Raw genomic sequence first — 17,922 nt, 5'->3', positions numbered from 1 at the left:
TGCCGTCAGGGGGCCTGCAGGTCCCGATCGGCGCTCGGGAACCAGCGCGTCGCGGCGCGGACCGCGTTGGTGGCCGCGCCGAGCCGAAGGTTGTCCCCGACCACGGTGAGGCACACGCTCTTCCGGTCGCGGTCCCGGTGATCGGGGCGGATCCGCCCCACCAGCGCGAGGTCTCGGTCCTGCACGCAGTGGAGCGCGCTCAGGCCCTCGCCGGCGGCGCCGGGGAGGTGCTTCACGAAGGGCGACCGCGCCGGATCGCTCAGGATGCTCGCGACCCGCTCGAGATCCACCGGGCGATCGAACGTGACCCACGCGTTCTCGTAGTGGCCCACCGCGACGCCGACCCGACAGCACTGCGCGGAGATGCCGAGCTCCGGCGTGCTCAGGATCTTGCGGCTCTCGAAGATGAGCTTCCGCTCTTCCGAGGAGAAGCCGCTCTCGTCGGTGCCGCCGTTGTGCGGGACGGTGTTGCCGGCGTAGCCCGACGCCTTGAACGCCAGGCCCAGCCGATCGAGGGCCTGGAAGCCGTCGCGCGCGTCCGCGAGGAACGCGTCCAGGGCGGCGATGCCGGCGCCGCTGACCGCCTGGTACGTGCTCACCGTGACCTCGCTGAGCCCGAACTCCCGGCGCAGGGGCGAGAGCGCGAGCATCAGCGGGATCGTCGTGCAGTTCGGGTTGGCCACGAGCCGGACCGAGTCATCGACGATGCTCGAGTTCACCCCGGCGACGACGAGCGGCACCTTCGGGTCGGCGCGGTATGTGTTGCTCTTGTCGATCACGCGGTACCCGAGCTCCACGAGCCGCGGGACGTACCGCTTGCTGTGATCGTCATCCAGGGCCACGAACGCGAGGTCTCCGCGGGGGGCGTCCTGCGCCTCGAGGCGCGACGCGCCGAGCACCTCGTACGACTTGCCGTCGAGGGTGAGCTCCTGGTCCCGGCTCGCGAACAGGGCGAGCGTCGCGCCGGGCCAGGCCCGCGCGATGAGGGTGATGGTTTCGCGGCCAACAAGGCCCGTGGCGCCGAGGATGCAGATTCGCATAAGGGCGCTCTTTACCAGACCGGGGCCCAGCCGACGAGGGGCGAGTGGCCGGGCGCCGCAGCGACGTAGTGCCTACCCGCGCGGCGCGTCCCCTTCCGCTTTCCGCTTTCCGCTTTCCGCCTTCCGCCTTCCGCCCGCGCGCCCAGCCGCCGTCCCCTCGGCGGCCGGGGCGCGGCCCGCGCTCAGATGACCGTGCCCGGCGGGACGACGGCGTTCTTCGGGACGACCACGATGCCCTCCCGGGCCGCGTAGTACGGGGCGTCGGTGTCCGGCCGATCGGGGATGTTGCGGATCACCACCCCGTCGCCGATGCGCGCGTTCTTGTCGATGATCGCGCCGTCGATCGTGCACCCGCGGCCGATGCCGATGGGCGGGAGGCCCCTCGTGCTCTCGGGGCCGTGGGCCTGGAACAGGGACTCGTAGTCCGCGCCCATCATGACCGTGTTCGACATCGAGACGTGGGGCCCGATGGAGGAGAGCTGCCCGACGACCGACCGGGAGATCTTCGACTCGACGATCCGGCTCCCCTCGGCGAGGAGCACCTGGTCGAGGACCGAGCCCGCGGTGACGTGGGCCGGGGGGAAGAACTGCGGGCGGGTGTAGATCGGCCGCTGCGGGTCGTAGAACGAGAACGGAGGATCGGAGTCCGTGAGCGCGAGGCTGGCCTCGTAGTAGCTGCGGATCGTGCCGATGTCCTCCCAGTACCCGTCGAACGTGTAGGTCATCATCCGATGGGTATCGAGCGCCCGGGGCAGGATGTGGCTGCCGAAGTCGGAGGCGTTGTCGCGCTCGAGCATCTCGTAGAGCGCCTTCGCGCTGAAGATGTAGACGCCCATCGAGGCGAGCCACGGGTTCGCCGGATCGGGCAGCTGCCGCACGCTGTCGAGCAGCTTCATGTCCTTCGGCTTCTCGATGAACTTGACCACCCGCCCGGTGTCGTCGGTGTCCACGATGCCGAGGCGCGACACCTCGGCCGTCGGGACGGGGCGAACGGCCAGCGTGACGTCGGCCCGGGTCTCGCGGTGGTGCTCGAGGAAGGGCTCGTAGTCCATGCGGTAGAGGTGATCGCCCGAGAGGATCATGACGTCCCGCGGGTTCGGCGATTTCACCTCGACGAGCTGCTTGCGGACGGCGTCGGCGGTGCCCTGGTACCAGTCGCTGTGGGTCGGCGTCTGCTCGGCCGCGAGGATCTGCACCGCGCCGGCCGAGAAGACGTCGAATCGATACGTCTGCGTGATGTGGTTGTGGAGCGAGACCGAGTTGAACTGCGTGAGGATGTGGATGCGGTTGAAGCCCGAGTTGAGGCAGTTGCTGATCGGGATGTCGACCAGCCGGTACTTGCCGCCGGTCGGGACGGCTGGCTTCGAGCGCAGCTTGGTGAGCGGGTAGAGGCGGCTTCCTACGCCTCCGCCGAGGATCAAAACCACCACGTCGTTGTGCTTCAAGCGGGTCTCCGCGAGGTGAGGGGGACGGTTCGACGCCCGGGACGATGGGCGCGGTTACACTAGCAGGTGTGGCGATTCAACCGGGCTGCAGATCGCTCAGCGGCAGCGCGCCGGGCGATCGCTCGGGCGGGGGGCTTCCCGGGCGATCGCCCCCGTCTGCTCCTCCACGCTGAGGGACGTGATCCGCGCGTCCGGCGAGGTGTCCACACGCACGGCCAGCGAGAGCGCGCCGCGCTCGCAGCGCAGGCCGAAGCGCGCCGCCGTGGCGCTCTCCACCGCGGCGGAGCCGTCGAGCGCGCACGCTCCCACCCGCGCGCCGGCGTCGCGCAGCGCCTTTCGCAGGGACGCGAGGTGAGCCTCCGGGAACCAGCCGGGCCTGAGCCTGCGATCGAGCGCCTCCGTGCGCGCGCGGCCGATGACGGAGGCGACGGCGTGGGCGGCGCGGCGCACGGGCGGGGAGGGCGGGGCGACGCGCGCTTCCATGGCGCCGGTCGCCGCGAGGCGGCCGAGCACCTCCGCGTTGAGCGACTCGAGATCGGCGCCGGCCACGTTGGCGAGCGCGACGACGCCGACGCCCCGCTGCGGGAGGAACGTCACCGACGCGGAGAATCCGTCGATCAGGCCGTCGTGGAACACCACGTGGCCGAGGTCGCAGTCCTCGCGCACGTGCCAGCCGAGCCCGGGGCCGTCGTCGCCGCCGCCGGCCGGGAACGCCGAGCCGTTGCGCGCCATCATGTGCGACTCGCGCACGGTGCTCCGCCGCAGGGCCCCTGTCTCGGGCGCGTCGCGCGCGGGCCAGGCGGCGAGCTGGAACCCGACGAAGCGACCCATGTCGGCGAGGCTCGCGTAGAGCCCCGCGGTCGCCTCGGAGGCCCCGAGCCGCCAGGGCTGGATCGACGCCACGGCGCCGTCGTCGACGCCGCGCGCGTGGGGCGACGCGAGCGCGCCGGGCGGCACCTGCGACGGCTCCCAGGCGGCGTCGCGCATGCCGAGCGGCCCGAGCACCGCGTCGCTCATGTAGCGCCGGTACGGCACGCCGGAGGCGCGCGCGACGACCAGCCCGAGGAGCGAATAGCCGAGGTTCGAGTAGGACGTCCCGGTGCCCGGCGCGCTCTCGAGCCCGAAGCCGTCGAGCGTCGCCAGGATCTCCCGCTCGGTGACGTCGCGCGACGTCGACGCGGGAGGAAACACGCCGAGCCGCGGCAGGCCGGAGCTGTGCGTGAGCAGGTCGCGGACCGTGATCTGCCGCGCGTCGCGCGTCGGGTAGACGACGCCGGCGAGCGCTGGCAGATAGCGCGCCGCCGGGGCGTCGATCGACAGCCGGCCTTCGTCGCGGAGCCGCAGTATCGCCGCCGCGGTCAGCGGCTTGGTGACGGAGCCGATGCGGAAGCGCGTGTGCTCGTCGACCGCTCCGCCCGCCGCGGCGTCCCGCACGCCGAGCACCGCCTGGATCGCGAGCTCCTCGTCGATGACGACGCCGAGCGCGAGCGCCGGCAGCCGCTCCCTCTCCGCGGCGCGCCGCGCGAGCGCCTGCACGTCGGCCGCCGCCGCGCGGAGCTTCCGCCCGCGCTCGGGATCGGGGAAGCGCGGCGTCGGCGCGGGCTCGCTGGCGAAGCGCTGGGCGAGCGGCGCCGCGGCCACCGGCGCGGCGGCCCGCGGCGCGGGCGCGGTCGATGCGCACCCGCACAGGAGAAGGGGTGACGCGGAGAAGACGGCCGCGGCGAGGAGCGCGGCGAGCCTGTCGTCGATCGTCCTCAAGTCGGAGCCATGACTCTCGCTCTTCGATCGCGACCCGACAATTCGAAACGGACCTGGTGGAGGGGGGCAGTCCTCGATTTTCTCGGTGGAGGTAGGCGGGGAGCGCGGCGTCTACGCAGCTCCGGTGTGGGGATCCCACGGTGTGATCCGCGCGGGGCCGTGGCGGCGCGCGCGGGATCGGCGGCGCTGGCGGCCGTACGCGCCTACGCCTGCGCGAACCGCTCCTGGAACGCCCGGTAGTTCGGCCGATCGTCGCCCCGGTCGTACACCGCGAACACCACGCGCGAGAACGCGCCGCGGAAGCGCGGGCTCCCCAGGCACCGGGCGAAGACGTCGGCGACCTCGCGCGGATCGTTGCGGAAGACGCCGCACCCCCACGCCCCGAGGACCAGGCACCGGTGCCCGTGCGCGCCCGCCGCGGCGAGCACCATGTCCGCGCGGCGCTCCAGGGCGGCGCGGATCTCCTGGTCCGTGGCGTCGTCGCGCTGGAACGCCTCGCCGGCGTTCGGCGCCGGCGCCGTGACGATCGACAGCGCGAACGGCCGGTCCAGGAGGGCGTGCTGCTCGTCGCGGAAGAACGGCACGTCCGGCGAGTAGATGATGTGGTCGGTATAGAGAAAGCTCCCGCACGCGCGGTTCTGGTCGTAATAGTCGCGCTGCTCGACCAGGGACGCGTACAGCCCCGAGCACCTGGCGAGGTCCTCCTCCTGGGCCTTGGCCCCGCGCAGGAACCCGCCCCCGGGGTTCTTGGCGGAAGCGAAGTTGAGGGCCATGACGCGGGCCTCGCCCTCCTGCTCGATGAGCCGTCGCCCCGCCGCCCCCGTGGTCTCGCCGGTGACCTGGATCGCCGTCGGGCGATCGAGGCGCTCCTTCGGCTCCCAGGCGTCGAGTGATCCGGGCCGGTAAAGCACGGTCCCCTTCACCGCGGCGAGCACGCGGTCGCGGATGCGAACCGTCGCGCCCGAGGGCGCGGTGTACTCGCCCCGACTCGCGATCTGCACGGTCTCTGCGGCGATGCTGGTCAGCTTCATGCGCTCAAGGATTGGCGAGCCGCGGCCGCTCGTCCAGCGAAACGCGCAGGCCGCCGCGCCGTACGCCACCCCGGCAGCGCGCGGCGCACGATCACGGCGCTCGACGCTGCTCGCGCGATCCGACCGGCGCGACGGCGGGACGAAGGACCCCTCGATCCACCCCCTCGATGCGGGCCCGGCGGCGCGCGCTGCTTCGATCTCGATACGCAAGTCCTTGCACAGGTGCGCAAGCACCCGCTCCGCAGGTGTGGACTCCATCGCTCCGCGCTCGGCCTGCGGACCGCAAAGTCACGCCATCGCGCGTGCGGCACGTCGCTTGCCAATATCGTACACCGAAACCGGACGCCATCCGCGTCAGTACCAGCCGTCGAGTCGGCCCGACCCGCCGTGGGAGTCCCATGGCGCCGTCTGGCGGAGCTCGCTGCGGCGCTGCGCGCCCTCGCCTCACCCGAGAGGGAGAGGCATGAACGAGAGGAGCTTGTATGATGAGTCACCTGTTTGCGGAGTCTCGTGGTCTCATTCATGGCACCCTTGGTCTCCTTGTCTTATCGCTCGCGTCGGTCGGGTGCGCCGCTGGCGCGCCCGCAGGAGAGGAGATCTCCGAGCGGGTCGGCGATACGGAGGTGAGCTTCGACGAGTTCGAGGCGCGCACCTACCGTGAGCCGGAGAGCGGTATCTACATCGTCGATGGCGACACTCCCATCGAGGGCGTCGACGGGCTCGAGCGGTTCTATGAGCGCCACGTCCAGCGCGGAGCGCTCATCGTCGACCAGAGCCATGGAAGGGACGTGAGGTGGAGCGACAGGGAGAAGCGGAACCTCAGCTACTGCGTGAGCGAGGCGTTCGGTGACGACCATGGCGCGGTGGTCTCCGCGGTGGAGAGCGCCGCGGCGGCGTGGGAGGAGGTGGCGGACGTCCGCTTCGTTCACCGCGCGGACCAGGACGCCGCGTGCGATGCGCGCAACAAGAGGGTCGTCTTCGACGTGAGCCCGGTCGAGGGGCAGCCGTACTACGCGCGCGCGTTCTTCCCCGACAGCTCGCGCCGCGCGCGCAATCTCCTCATCGACTCGGCCGCCCTCGGCCCGCTGGATCTCTGGACGCTCACGGGCGTCCTGCGGCACGAGCTCGGCCACGCGCTCGGCTTCCGGCACGAGCACACGCGGCCCGAGGCGGGCGCCTGCTTCGAGGACGACGGCTGGCGCGCCCTGACGCCGTACGACGCGGGCTCGGTGATGCACTATCCGTGGTGCAACGGCACGAACTGGGGCGACCTCGATCTGACGAAGCACGACGCGCGCGGCGCCGCGGCCCTCTACGGCCGGCCCTGCCGGTGAGCTCCGCCCCGCGGCGCGCGCTGCGGGCCGCGCGCCGACGGGGCGGCGCGCCGGCGAGAGCGCTGGCGAGGTGGGGAGCCCGAGGGATCATGGCGCGCGCGCGCCGCGCGTGAGATCATGGCGCGCCATGGAGGAGGTCGAGCTCGGCGTCCGGCGATACTCGGCCGAGGTGGTCGCGCACCGGCACGCGCACCACCAGCTGGTCTTGCCATTGGAAGGCGCGATAGCGCTCTCGATGGGCGGGCGCGAGCTCACGGCGGCGGGGCTCTCCGGTGTGCTCGTCCCGTGCGACATCCGCCACGCTTTCGCGGCGCCGGACCGGAATCGCTTCCTCGTCATCGATGTGCCGCCCGCCTCCGCGGAGGCTCTCGGCGCCGCGCCGTGGTTCGAGCGGATCGCCGACGGGCCGATCGCCCTCGACGCCGCCGCTGCGCACCTGGTCCGGACCGCGGCGGACGAGCTCGACTGGAGCGGCTCGATCGCGCTGCGTCGGCAGTGGGCGGGGCTGCTCGTGCTCACGCTGGCCGAGCGCGGGGCGCGCGGCGCGCTCGGCCCGATGCGCGCCCCGGAGAAGCTGCGCCGCGCGCTGCGCTTCCTCGAGGACCACGCGCATGAGCCGCTCACCGTCGCGGACGTGGCTGCCCGGGCCGAGCTGAGCCCGGGGCACCTCCACCATCTGTTCCGTACGGTCCTCGGGACGACGGTGCAGGAGCGCATCGCGGATCTGCGCCTCAGGCGCGCGATCGACCTCCTGTCCCGCACCGAGCTCGGGATCGCGGAGATCGCGATCCGCTGCGGCTACGCCGACCAGAGCTGCCTGACCCGCAGCCTGCGGCGCCGCCGCGGCGTGACCCCGGCGGCCCTGCGCCGCGCCGCCCGGGCCGAGGGTCGGGGCGAGCCGCGGCGCAGGCGAGCGTAGCCGGGCTGCAGGCGCGCAGCCCAGGCACGGCGCGCCGGGGCGCGGGTGAATGTCGCTGGGGCGCGAGCCCTGAGTCCAGGCACAGGACAGCGGAGCCTGAGCCAAGACCACGGCCGGGCGGCGCGCCATGCTCGGCGCCATGTCGGACACGACTCACGGCGCCGCCCTATCGGACGCGGCGATGTCAGCGACGCCAGCGGCGCGCCCCTCGCGGCGCGCCGCCACCCTGGCGGGCGTCGCCGCGATCGGCCTGTGGGGCAGCCTGGCCCCGCTCTCGACCTCGGTGCGCAGCCTGCCGCCGCTCCAGGTGCTCGCGTCGACGTTCGCGGTCGCGGCGCTCCTCGGCGCGGCGCGGCTCGCACGGCGTGGCAGGGGCGGCCTCGGCGCGCTGCGCCAGCCGTTCGGCAGCTGGATCCTCAGCGTGGGCGCCCTGTTCGGTTATCACGCCCTCTATTTCTATGCGCTCTCCGCCGCGCCGCCCGTCCAGGTCAGCGTCATCTCGTACCTGTGGCCGCTGCTCATCGTCCTGCTCTCGGCGGCGCTCCCCGGCGGCCGACTGCGCGGCAGGCACCTGGTTGGGGCGCTGCTCGGGCTCGCGGGCGTCTGGACGCTCGTCGCCGACGGGGGCACCGTCCGCTTGAGCGCCGCACACACGCCCGGTTACCTGGCCGCGCTCGGCTGCGCGCTCCTCTGGTCGACGTACTCGGTGCTCCAGCGCCGCTTCGCCGAGGTCCCTGCCGACGCCGTCGCAGGCCCGTGCGCCGCGACGGCCGCCCTGGGCCTGGCCGGGCACCTCGCGCTCGAGCGCACGGTCGTGCCCACGGCCGGAGAGGCGCTCGGCCTGCTCGCGCTCGGGCTCGGCCCCGTGGGCGTCGCGTTCTTCGCGTGGGACCACGCGACGAAGCACGGCGACGTGCCGCAGCTCGGGGCGCTGTCCTACGGCGCGCCGATCCTCTCGACGCTGCTCCTCTGCGTCGCCGGCCACGCCGAGGCGAGCTTTCAGCTGCTCGCCGCCTGCGCGCTCGTGACCGCCGGCGGCCTCGTATCGGCCGCGCCCGCGGTGATCGTCGGCGTCGGCGCCCGCGCGTGGCCGACGATCGCGCGCTGGATCACCCGCCCTCGATCGCGGCGCTGACGCGCCCGCGATCGAGGGCGCTCTCGTTCGTTACGGCTCGTGGCTACGCGCGGCGCGTGGGGGTCGGCTCGTCGTCCAGCAGGCCCGCGTTCGCGCTCAGCGTCGCGAACACCCCGTGCACGTCGTCGGCCGGAGCCCAGTGCCCCGCGCACATGAGCGCGCCCCCGGTGATCTCGGGCTGCGTCGAGAGGCGCGCCTGCACGTCGTCCGCGTGCACGCACACGTTGACGTGCAGGCGCGGGTCCGCCTCCGGTCGCTGGGCCAGCGCGCGGTGCACGGCGGTCGCGAGCTCGATCGCAGCGCGCCGTTCCCGCAGCGCCTCTGCCGCGTTTGCCGGGAGGAGGCGAACGCCGAGCACCTCGTTGCCCGTGATCGACGCCAGGATGAACCCGGCGCGCGAGAGCTGTGACTCGGCGATGTCGAGCACCCGACCGATATCGAAGGTCAGCGTGTCGTCGAGCTCGCCGGCGTCGCCGCGGGTCCGGACCTCCAGGTAGACCGCCACCGCAGGGTGCGTCGGGTCGGGCCCGCTCGGCATGCCCGACGCGGGCCCGCCGATGGCGTCCCTGAGCGCGCGCATCAGCTCCTCGACCGAGCCAAAGCGCCGCTCCCGCCGCTTCTCCATGCACCGCAGCACCACCGCGTCGACCTCGATGGGCAGCGGGACCCGCAGGCTCGGCGGCAGCGGCGGCTCCTCCAGGTGCTTCCGCACCATCTCATCCATGTCGTGCGTGTGGAACGGCAACCGGCCCACCAGCATGCGATGAAGGAGGACGCCAAGCGCATAGACGTCCACCCGCGCATCGATAGGACCGCCGAGGATCTGCTCTGGGGCCATGATGGATGGCGTCCCGGGCATACGTCCGGCCGTGGTGAGCCATGTCGACCCCTCCTCGGGCGCCATCATCTTCGCGATTCCGAAATCGAGCAGCTTCACGGTACGTGGCGAGCCCGAGCAGATGAAGATGTTGCTCGCTTTCACATCCCTGTGAACGATGCCAGCTGTGTGCGCGGCTGCTAGCGCTGCGCACACAGGCTCCATCAACTCCAGGGTCTCGCGCGGCGTGAGCCGCGTCTCGGACCGGATCAACGCGTCGAGCGTCTGGCCCTCGAGGCGCTCCATGACATAGAATGGCTGATAGTTGTTCAGCTCACCAACTCCGTAGATTTCCACGATGTTGGGGTGGGATATCGACCGCAGCACGTCGATCTCGCGTGCGAACCGATCGACCACGCGGCGAGAGTGGGCCACCGCCTCGCTCAGCACCTTGACCGCGGCGGGTCGGCCCGATTGGACGTGCCTCGCCCCGTAGACCACGCCGCAGCCGCCACGCGCGATGAATCCTTCGAGGATGTACTCGCCCGCCAGGGTCCCCGGCGGGAACTCGCCGCGCGCGGCCGACCTCTCGAAATCCGAAAACGGCCTGGTCTCGTCCTCTTCGTCGCTCATCTGCCCCTCCGCGCCGTGCGTCGTGATGCGTCGTGATGCGTCGCGGTGCGTTACAGTGCCGCTGCCAGCGCGCGCTCCGGATCGAACGCATCCTTTACTAAAGCGCTATGCAGAAGCATTTCGAAATGGTAACTTAAACTTTGCGGCTACTCGACCTTAAACGCCAAAACGCGGCGATGAAAAGGGGGACCGTCATGGTTCTTTGCTGTGCACGAAGTGTTGCGGTCTTGGCATTACCTCTGCTTACCGCTGCCTGCATCGGTGCCGAGCTCGACGAGCAGGCGGAGGGGCTCGTCGGCGAAGAAGAGCTCGTCGGGGAAGCCGAGGGCGCGTTCGAGACCGATAACGGCTACCTGGCCAACGCGCTGAACTTCAACGCGCTGAACTTCAACGCGCTGAACTTCAACGCGCTGAACTTCAACGCGCTGAACTTCAACGGGATGGACCCGAACGCGCGCGCATCCATCCTGAATCCGGGAGCGAACGGCGCGCTGGCAAGGGATCTTCTGCGCTACATCGTGAGCTGTTCGCTCGGACCTGCCCAGACGTTCTCGTTCTCGTGGACCGACAGCGGTGGGGTCGTCCACCCGGAGGCGTACCGCGGTTCGCTCGGGATAGCGCCTTGGTGGTCCAGCAGCGGTATCGCAAATGACACCTTCCATCAGCGCTTGATCACGGCCTGCGTCGCCGCGCGGACGAACTGGTACGGCGTCTCGGTGATGGTCTCCTTGCGCGACGATTACAACGGGTTGGGCACGCAGCCGTCGGAGATCTCGACCTACACGGTAAGGGAGGGCGCGTTCTGGGGAAATCTCTTCTCCTCGACGCCGTACGTGCGCGCCTGCTACTCGCCCGGAGGGGTCACCCGCGCGCGCCAGATGATGCGCGACTGCGCGGCCGGCCACGTCACTGTCGACCCCGCGACCGGTGCCACGACGGTTCAGGGGTGTGGTCCTATGGTCATCCTGGGTTCTTGCGATACACTGTGCAGCGGGGTGGACACGACCAGGGGTTTCTACCGCCAGTGTCTTGAGGACCCCTCGATTTGGCCATGGCTGCGCACGGATCTGGTCGTCACGTCGTTCTTGACCCCGTAGGGGAGCGGATGCGCTCGGAAGCCTTGCGAGGCGAGGAGCCAGGAAGCGCGCTCCAGGAAGCCGCGCGCTGCCCCGACTGCGGGCGGCGGAACCTGGGCTCGTGCCCCGACTGTGCGCTGCCTGGTCGGCCGTGGCCTCGCGAGCCGAGCCCCCCGGACATCACCGAGGCGGTCCCCGTCGCGCTGCCGCGGTTCGCCGGCTACTGGACCCGCAGGATGCTGGGGCAGGGCGGCTTTGGCTTCGTGTACGAGGCCGAGCCCGAGGAGGGCGGGGCGTCGGTGGCCATCAAGCTCGCCCGCGCCGACCGCCGCGGCGCGGGCGTCCACCTCCGGCGCGAGATCGAGGCGCTCTCCGCCGTCGGCACCCCGCACGCGCCGGCCGTGTACGCGTCGGGTGCGCTGGACGACGGCTCTCCGTACGCGGTGATCGAGCGGCTCGCGGCGCCCACGCTCGCCGCGCGCCTCGCTTCGCGCCCTGGGCTGCAGGTGGAGGAGGCGGCGCGCCTCGGGCTCGCGACGCTCGCGGCCCTGGAGGCCGTCCATGCCCGCGGTTACGTGCACTGCGACCTGAAGCCCGAGAACCTGTTCGTCGATGGCGCGGGGCGAGCGTCGATCATCGACTTCGGCATCGCCCGGGTGGTGGGGCGGCGCGACGAGGCGGAGGACGACGATCTGGCCCTGGGGACGGCGGAGTACATGGCGCCGGAGCAGTCCGCTGGTCGGACGGATCTGGATGCACGTGCGGACATCTACGCGATGGGCGTCATTCTCTACGAGCTGTTCGCAGGCCGGCCGCCGTTCTGGGGGCCGCGCGCGGCCGTCCTGGAGGATCACAGGAGCCGCAGGCCTCCGCGGCTCTCGGCGCGCGCGGCGGTGCCGCAGGCGATCGAGGAGGTGGTGCACCGCTGCCTGGCCAAGGATCGGAGCGAGCGGTTCGCGAGCGCGACCGAGCTGCGCGTCGCGCTGGAGCGAGCGCTCGGGGACGACACCGCGCCGAGCGAGAGAGGTGGGCCGCTCGCGTCGAGCGGCGTCGAGCGTCGCCCGGCAGGGCTGCTGTTCTTCGAGGGCGCGGCCGATCGAATGGTCGTGCAGCGCCGGATCCGGGCGCTCGGCGGCGAGCTCGCGCACGCATCGGGCTCCCGTTATGTGGCGGTCTTCGGTTACGGGGGCGCGGCGAACCCGGCGCGGCACGCGCAGCGGGCGGCCGAAGAGCTCCTGCGGGGAGGGCTGTGCGCGCGGGTGCTGATCGACCTGGCGCCCGTCTCGGTCCAGACCCGGCCGGACGGGGCGCAGCGCTTCCTCAGCCCGCTCTTCTCGCGCGCCGAGCGGTGGCCAGCCGCCTCCGGTCCGCTGGGCCCCTTCCTCTCGCCCGCGGCGGCGGCCGCGCTCCCCGAGGCGCACCCCGCGCTCGCGGACGAAGCGCCTTCTTCCTCCGTGCAAGGCGATGCGGCGCCCGGCGCGAGAGACAGGCCGCAAGAGCAGACGAGCCCCGACGCGTTCGTCGGCCGTCGTGACGTCCTCGACCAGCTCCTGCGCAGCGCCGAGGAGGCGCTTCGCCTCAAGCAGCCCACGATCGTGTCCGTGGTCGGCGAGCCTGGTTATGGCAAGAGCCGCCTGTTCGCCGAGCTCGGCAAGCAGCTCAGAGCGCGCCTGCCGCACGCCAAGCTGATCGACCTGCGCGGGCAGGAGCCGACGAGCGGCGTCTCCGACGCGACGCTGAACGATCTCGTGCGCGGGGTGCTCGACGTACCTGACGCGCCGCCGCAGAGCGGCGTCCGCGAGGCCCTCACCGGGCAGCTCGGCCCCGTGCTCGGCGAGGTGCTCGGCTCGGGGCTGGCGATGGCGCTCGGCTGGGTGGACGAGCGGACGGGCAGCGATCTCTACCCCGAGCTCAAGGCGCTCCAGTCCGCGCCGGGCGCGCTGCGCTCGGCGCGCGTTCGGGCGGCGGGCGAGTGTCTGCGCTGGCGAGCGGTGTCGTCGCCCCTGATCGTGATCCTCGACGACGCGCAGTTCGCCCACGACGCGACGCTCGCGGCGCTCGAGTACGCGGCGCTCGAGGACTCGGCCTCGCCGCTGTGGATCTGCGCGATGGGGCGCTCCGCCTTTGCGGAGGCGCACCCTACCTGGGGCGAGCGCGCCGCGCGGCGCGAGAGCATCCGGCTCGGGCCGCTCGATGCCGAGAGCGCGCGAGCGCTGTGCCGGCGGTTGCTCCTGCCAGCCCGCGATGTGCCGGAGCCGGCGATCGAGCGCTTGCTGGAGCGCTCACAGGGGGTGCCGCTGCTGCTCGTCGAGCTCGTGCACGGGCTCAAGCGCGAGGGGATCCTGCGCCGGCATCCGCGGGGCGAGGCGTGGTACCTGGCGACCGATGAGCTCGATCGCTTGCCCATGCTGCCGCTCATCGACCCGCTGGCGCAGGGCGAGCTCGCGGCGCTCGGGCCGGCGCTGGGGGCGCACGCACGGCTCGTCTCGCTGCTCGGCGCCGAGGTGTCGATCGACGAGATCGCGGGTGTGTTGAGCCACCTGGATCGGAGCGGCCATGGTGCGGCCTTTCCGCTCGACGCACGTGTCGGGACCCAGCGGCTGCTCCAAGCGGGCGTGCTGGCCACCGACACGAAGGGCCGGCTCGGTTTCCGGCATGCGCTGGTGCGGGAGGCGATCGCGCGGGGAGTCGACGAAGCGGAGCGGCGGCGGATCCATCGGGCGGCGTACGAGCACCACCGCGAAGCGAACCACGAGAGCCGCGAGCAGCGGCGGTTCAAGCTCGCGTACCACGCGGCCAACGCCGGGCTCGCGGAGATCGCGGAAGAGGCCTACCTGGAGCTGGCCGAGCGGGCGCGGGCGCGGCACGCCTACGTCGAGGCGGAGCTCCACTACAGCCGCGCGCTCGCGCAGCCGGTCGAGGAGCGCGGCGCGCGGAGGAGGGCGGCGTACCGGGGCCGGGGCCTGATGCGCTACCGGCTGGGGCGCTATCACGATGCGCTCGGCGATCTCGATCACGCGCGCGCGATGGCGGTCGAGGGGGGCGGTGATCTCGAGCCGATCGAGATCCTGCTCGACGAGGCCACGGTGCTCGACTGGATGCACGATTATGGGCGCTCGAAGGAGCGGGTGGAGCAGGCGAGCGCGCTCGCGCGGAGCAACCTGCCGCCGGCGCTCACGGCGCGCCTTTCGATGGGGATGGCGCGCTCGCTGCACCGCGAGAGCCGCGAGGAGGAAGCGACGCCGCTGCTCGAGCTCGCGGCGGCGCAGGCCGAGGAGGTCGGCGACGAGGGGTACGAGACGCTGCTGGTGTCGCTGCTCCTGCTGGGCTTCATCTATCAGGGGCTCGGGAAGCTCGACGAGGCAGGGGCTGCGCTGGATCGGGTGGTCCGGATGTGCGAGGCGCGCGGCGACCTCGTGCACCTCGGTCCGGCGATCAACAACCGGGCGCTGCTGCGCGCGTGCCTCGGGGACAACGACGGGATGGTCCTGGACCTGTGCCGCCTTCTCTCCATCGCGCGCGAGCTGGGGCTCGGGGAAATGGAGGTCGCGGGGGAGTTCAACCTGGGCGAGTACCTCTATCTGATGGGCAACCTGGATATGGCGATGCCGCACGTCGAGCGGGCCGTATCGCTGGAACGCCATCAGCGGGGGGAGGAAGCGCGCCCCGTGGTGCAGCTCCTCCTGGCGAGGGTGCTCCTGTACCGGGGAGAAGAGAGCAAGGCGCGAGAGATCATCGAGGCGATCCGGGGTCAGCAGGCGAAGGCCTCGGCGGAGGGGCGCGAGGGCATGGAGATGGCGCCCTCGGAAGAGGTGCAGTGGTCGATGATCGACCTGGCGACACGCGACGCGAGCGCCGAGGCGTGGGACGAGCTGGAGGAGCGGTCTGCCCGGTTCTCCGTGGGGCAGGAGCAGATCGAGGTCATCGAGGCGCGCGCGCGGGCCCTCGCGCGGTGTGGCCGCCACGCGGAGGCGGAGGCGGCGCTCGAGCGGGCGATCGAGGTAGCCGGGCGGATCCCCAATGTCATGCGGGAGCGGCTCCACCGGCAGCGAGGTCGCTAGCCCGGATGCTCGGCGAGCCGCCCACGCCGGCTCGTAATCCACGAGCCCACCGCTGAGCGTACCGGCTTTGCCGACGCGGAGCTCGGCGATGTCGAGCGGGCGGAGTCGATGTTGCGCGCAGCCTGGTAGGAAGGTGGCCGGTCGCGACTGGGGGCCTTGAAGCTCGGTCCCCGCGCAGCCCCGTCCTCACCGCGGGACAGCCGCCGCTGCGCGGCGCGGCGGGGCCTCGCGGTGGGAGACGCCCGTGACGGCGCCCTTCGCGCCCGGATGCGCAGCGGGATCGCCCGTCGCGTCGAACAGGGCGAGCGCCCTCGTATAATCGAGCGCCGCCCCCGCGGTGTCGCCCCGCTCGCAGCGCAGATCGGCGCGCGCGTGGAGCACCGCGGCCTGGCCCGCGCTGTCCCCGAGCTCCTCGAAGAGCCGCAGCGCATCCTCGTAGTCGCGCTGCGCGCCCGGGAGCGCACCCCTCTGGCGGCGCAGGTCGCCGCGCGCCTTGAGCACGGCGGCCTCGCCGCGGCGATCTCCGCTGTCCCGGTACAAGAGGATCGCATTGCCATAGTCGCGCGCCGCGAGCGCCGTCTGCCGCTCTCGCAGGCGCAGGTCGCCGCGCGCCTGCCACGTGCGCGCATGGGTCTGCTCGCACCCGAGCGCCCGGAGGAGATCAGGCTGCGCGAGCACCTCGCGCGCGGCGCGGGCGTGGGAGCTCGGGCCGCGACGCTCATCGCGGCTGCTTGGCGGGGGCGAGCGGAGCTGGCTGAGGACGCGCTCCTCCACGCCCTCGAGGATGTAGAGCGCGCGATCGTAGTCGCGCGCGGCGCCCGCGAGGTCCCCCTCCTTGAAGCACAGATCGCCCTGCGCCTTCAGCACGTTGGCCTCGCCCAGGCGATCGCGGCAAGCCCTGAGGAGCGTGAGCGCGCACCCGTAGTCGCTCGCCGCCCCCGCCAGCTCGTCCTGGTCGAGCCGGAGGTTGCCGCGCGCGAGCAACCCCATCGCCTCTCCGGCCTTGTCCGACGCCGCCTTGAACAGCGACAGCGCCCGCTCGTGATCGCGCGAGGCGGCCGCGAGGTCTCCCTGCCGCCGGCGCACGTCGCCGCGGAGCAGGAGCGCCGTCGCCTGGCCGCGCCCGTGCGTGGCCGCCTCGAACGCGGCGAGCGCTTCGCTGTAGTCCGCGACGGCGGCCTCGAGCGCGCCCTCGCCGAGGCGCCGGTTGCCGCGCGCGAGCAGCTCCTTTGCGCTGCGGAAGACCTCGTCGTCGGCCGGCGGCGAGCTCCGCGCCGCCGCGCGCTGCGCGTTCGCGCGCACCGCCTTGCGGAGGACGTCGCGGTGACCCGGGCGGCCGCGCTCGCGAGCGGCCGGCGTCGCGCGGAGCGTCCCGAAGGTGCCGCGCCGCTTGCTCGCGAGCTCGGAGCGTCGCGCGCTCTCGAGCGCCGCGAGCGCGCGCTCGCGCAGCTCCGGGAGCGCGTCGCCCGAGAGCCGCGCCGCCTCGTCGAGCAAGCGCTGCTGGAGCTCGGCCGGCAGCCCGAGGTCCACCACCGTGCAGGCATCGACGAGCGCTCGTGCCAGCACCTCGGCGCCGCGCTCGCCGTCCCGGAACGGCGCGAGGTCGAGGGCCGCGAAGAGCTCGCAGGCGACGCGCCGGCGTGACGCCGCCTCCGGCCTCCCCTCGACCGCGGCCGTCCAGAAGAGCAGCGCCTGCATCGCGTCCGCCGAGCCCCGGTGGAGCGCATCCCAGCGCCTCGCGTCGGCCGCCGCGTCCTCGCGGGCCGCGGCGCGCACGGGGGGCGTCATCGTGAAGGTCTGCGAGCCCTGCTCGAGCGACACCACCCGCCCATGCACGAGCAGCTGGAGCGGCCGCGCAGCGGAGGGCGCCGGCTTCCCCGCCGCGGCGGCGACCACCTCCAGCGGGACGCCCGTCGGAGGCAGCACGGCGAGCGCATGCACCACCCGGCGCGCCTCCTCGCCGAGCGACTCCAGCGCGTCGCCGAGCACCGCGCCCATGATCTCCCCCTCGGGTCCCCCCGGATCCAGCTGCGCTGCGTTCTTCCGCAAATACACCTCGGCCGACATCCCTGTCCGCCGCAGCGTGGCTGCGGCGATCTCGATCGCGGCCGGCAGATATCCGAGCGCAGCGACGAGCGCGTAGGCCCACTGGACCTCCGCAACGGGCGGCGCGTCCGTCCCCCATGCACCCTGGGAGAGGACGGACATCGCAGCGGATACGGAGAGCGCCGAGACGCTGAGCTCGGGCGGCTTCCGATCTCCGGACGTGGAGCGGAACCTCAACATATCGCCTCTGTCATTCCAGAAGAGCTGGTTATCCGAGCAGGCGCCGTCCGGCTCTCGGCCCGCGGCGACATGCCTGCTGGCCCCCAATCAGCCTGGAGATTGCTATGTCGAAGCCTGTGTCGAGGAGCTTAGCGCGGCGCGCGACAGGCTCAACGGCCTTCCAGGTTTTCACGCGATCCCCGCGGCGAATTCGCGGCGAACCAGCCCGCGCTGGCACGTGTCCGGCAACGGCTCGCCGATCATGGGAAAGCGCGTTCGACGAAGCGGAACGACGGGATCCTGCGCCGGACGCTCGCTCCTCGTCGCCGGCTCGTATGTCCCGCGGTCGGGTCGAGGAGAGAAGATCCTGCCCATCTCCGCGGGCCCCGCGGCGAGGCGGGCTGCTCG

Annotated in this window: 11 protein-coding genes; 5 read left to right on the top strand and 6 right to left on the bottom strand. The window is 72.6% G+C overall.

What is annotated here, in order from left to right:
• Window positions 1-5: 5 nt before the first annotated feature.
• The 4 genes from WMF19_RS30550 to WMF19_RS30535 form a co-directional block, all read right to left on the bottom strand.
• Complete coding sequence (locus WMF19_RS30550; RefSeq protein WP_437893601.1) at window positions 6-1,040, bottom strand: aspartate-semialdehyde dehydrogenase; 1,035 nt, start codon at window positions 1,038-1,040, stop codon at window positions 6-8.
• Window positions 1,041-1,222: 182 nt separating this feature from the next.
• Window positions 1,223-2,485, bottom strand: coding sequence for a glucose-1-phosphate adenylyltransferase (locus WMF19_RS30545; RefSeq protein ID WP_272094280.1), 1,263 nt, complete (start codon window positions 2,483-2,485; stop codon window positions 1,223-1,225).
• A 96-nt stretch (window positions 2,486-2,581) separates the two neighbouring features.
• Window positions 2,582-4,243, bottom strand: a complete 1,662-nt coding sequence (locus tag WMF19_RS30540; RefSeq protein WP_437893600.1) for a serine hydrolase domain-containing protein — start codon at window positions 4,241-4,243, stop codon at window positions 2,582-2,584.
• A 203-nt stretch (window positions 4,244-4,446) separates the two neighbouring features.
• Entirely contained in the window at window positions 4,447-5,274 is an 828-nt protein-coding gene (locus WMF19_RS30535) for a TIGR02452 family protein (protein WP_437893599.1), read from the bottom strand.
• Between the two features lie 482 nt (window positions 5,275-5,756).
• Between WMF19_RS30535 and WMF19_RS30530 the strand changes: the two genes are divergently transcribed.
• From WMF19_RS30530 to yddG, 3 genes are all read left to right on the top strand, one after another.
• On the top strand, window positions 5,757-6,608 hold the full coding sequence (locus WMF19_RS30530) for a matrixin family metalloprotease (RefSeq protein WP_437893598.1): 852 nt from the start codon (window positions 5,757-5,759) through the stop codon (window positions 6,606-6,608).
• A 127-nt stretch (window positions 6,609-6,735) separates the two neighbouring features.
• Window positions 6,736-7,527 (top strand): AraC family transcriptional regulator, encoded by a 792-nt coding sequence (locus WMF19_RS30525; protein ID WP_437893597.1) that lies wholly within the window; start codon window positions 6,736-6,738, stop codon window positions 7,525-7,527.
• Window positions 7,528-7,666: 139 nt separating this feature from the next.
• Entirely contained in the window at window positions 7,667-8,662 is a 996-nt protein-coding gene (gene yddG / locus WMF19_RS30520) for an aromatic amino acid exporter YddG (protein WP_437893596.1), read from the top strand.
• 43 nt (window positions 8,663-8,705) lie between these two features.
• Here the strand turns inward: yddG and WMF19_RS30515 are convergent, their stop codons facing one another.
• Window positions 8,706-10,112, bottom strand: coding sequence for a serine/threonine protein kinase (locus WMF19_RS30515; protein ID WP_437893595.1), 1,407 nt, complete (start codon window positions 10,110-10,112; stop codon window positions 8,706-8,708).
• A 176-nt stretch (window positions 10,113-10,288) separates the two neighbouring features.
• Between WMF19_RS30515 and WMF19_RS30510 the strand changes: the two genes are divergently transcribed.
• Together WMF19_RS30510 and WMF19_RS30505 are read left to right on the top strand one after the other, a co-directional pair.
• Window positions 10,289-11,209, top strand: a complete 921-nt coding sequence (locus WMF19_RS30510; protein WP_437893594.1) for a hypothetical protein — start codon at window positions 10,289-10,291, stop codon at window positions 11,207-11,209.
• 8 nt (window positions 11,210-11,217) lie between these two features.
• Window positions 11,218-15,249, top strand: a complete 4,032-nt coding sequence (locus WMF19_RS30505) for a serine/threonine-protein kinase (protein ID WP_437893593.1) — start codon at window positions 11,218-11,220, stop codon at window positions 15,247-15,249.
• Between the two features lie 186 nt (window positions 15,250-15,435).
• Here the strand turns inward: WMF19_RS30505 and WMF19_RS30500 are convergent, their stop codons facing one another.
• On the bottom strand, window positions 15,436-17,535 hold the full coding sequence (locus WMF19_RS30500; protein WP_437893592.1) for a hypothetical protein: 2,100 nt from the start codon (window positions 17,533-17,535) through the stop codon (window positions 15,436-15,438).
• Between the last annotated feature and the right edge of the window lie 387 nt (window positions 17,536-17,922).

Source organism: Sorangium sp. So ce124 (assembly GCF_051525235.1).
GTDB classification, from domain to species: domain Bacteria; phylum Myxococcota_A; class Polyangia; order Polyangiales; family Polyangiaceae; genus Sorangium; species Sorangium atrum.
Note: the sequence above shows the minus strand (reverse complement) of the source record. Positions and strands in the feature narration are given on the sequence as shown.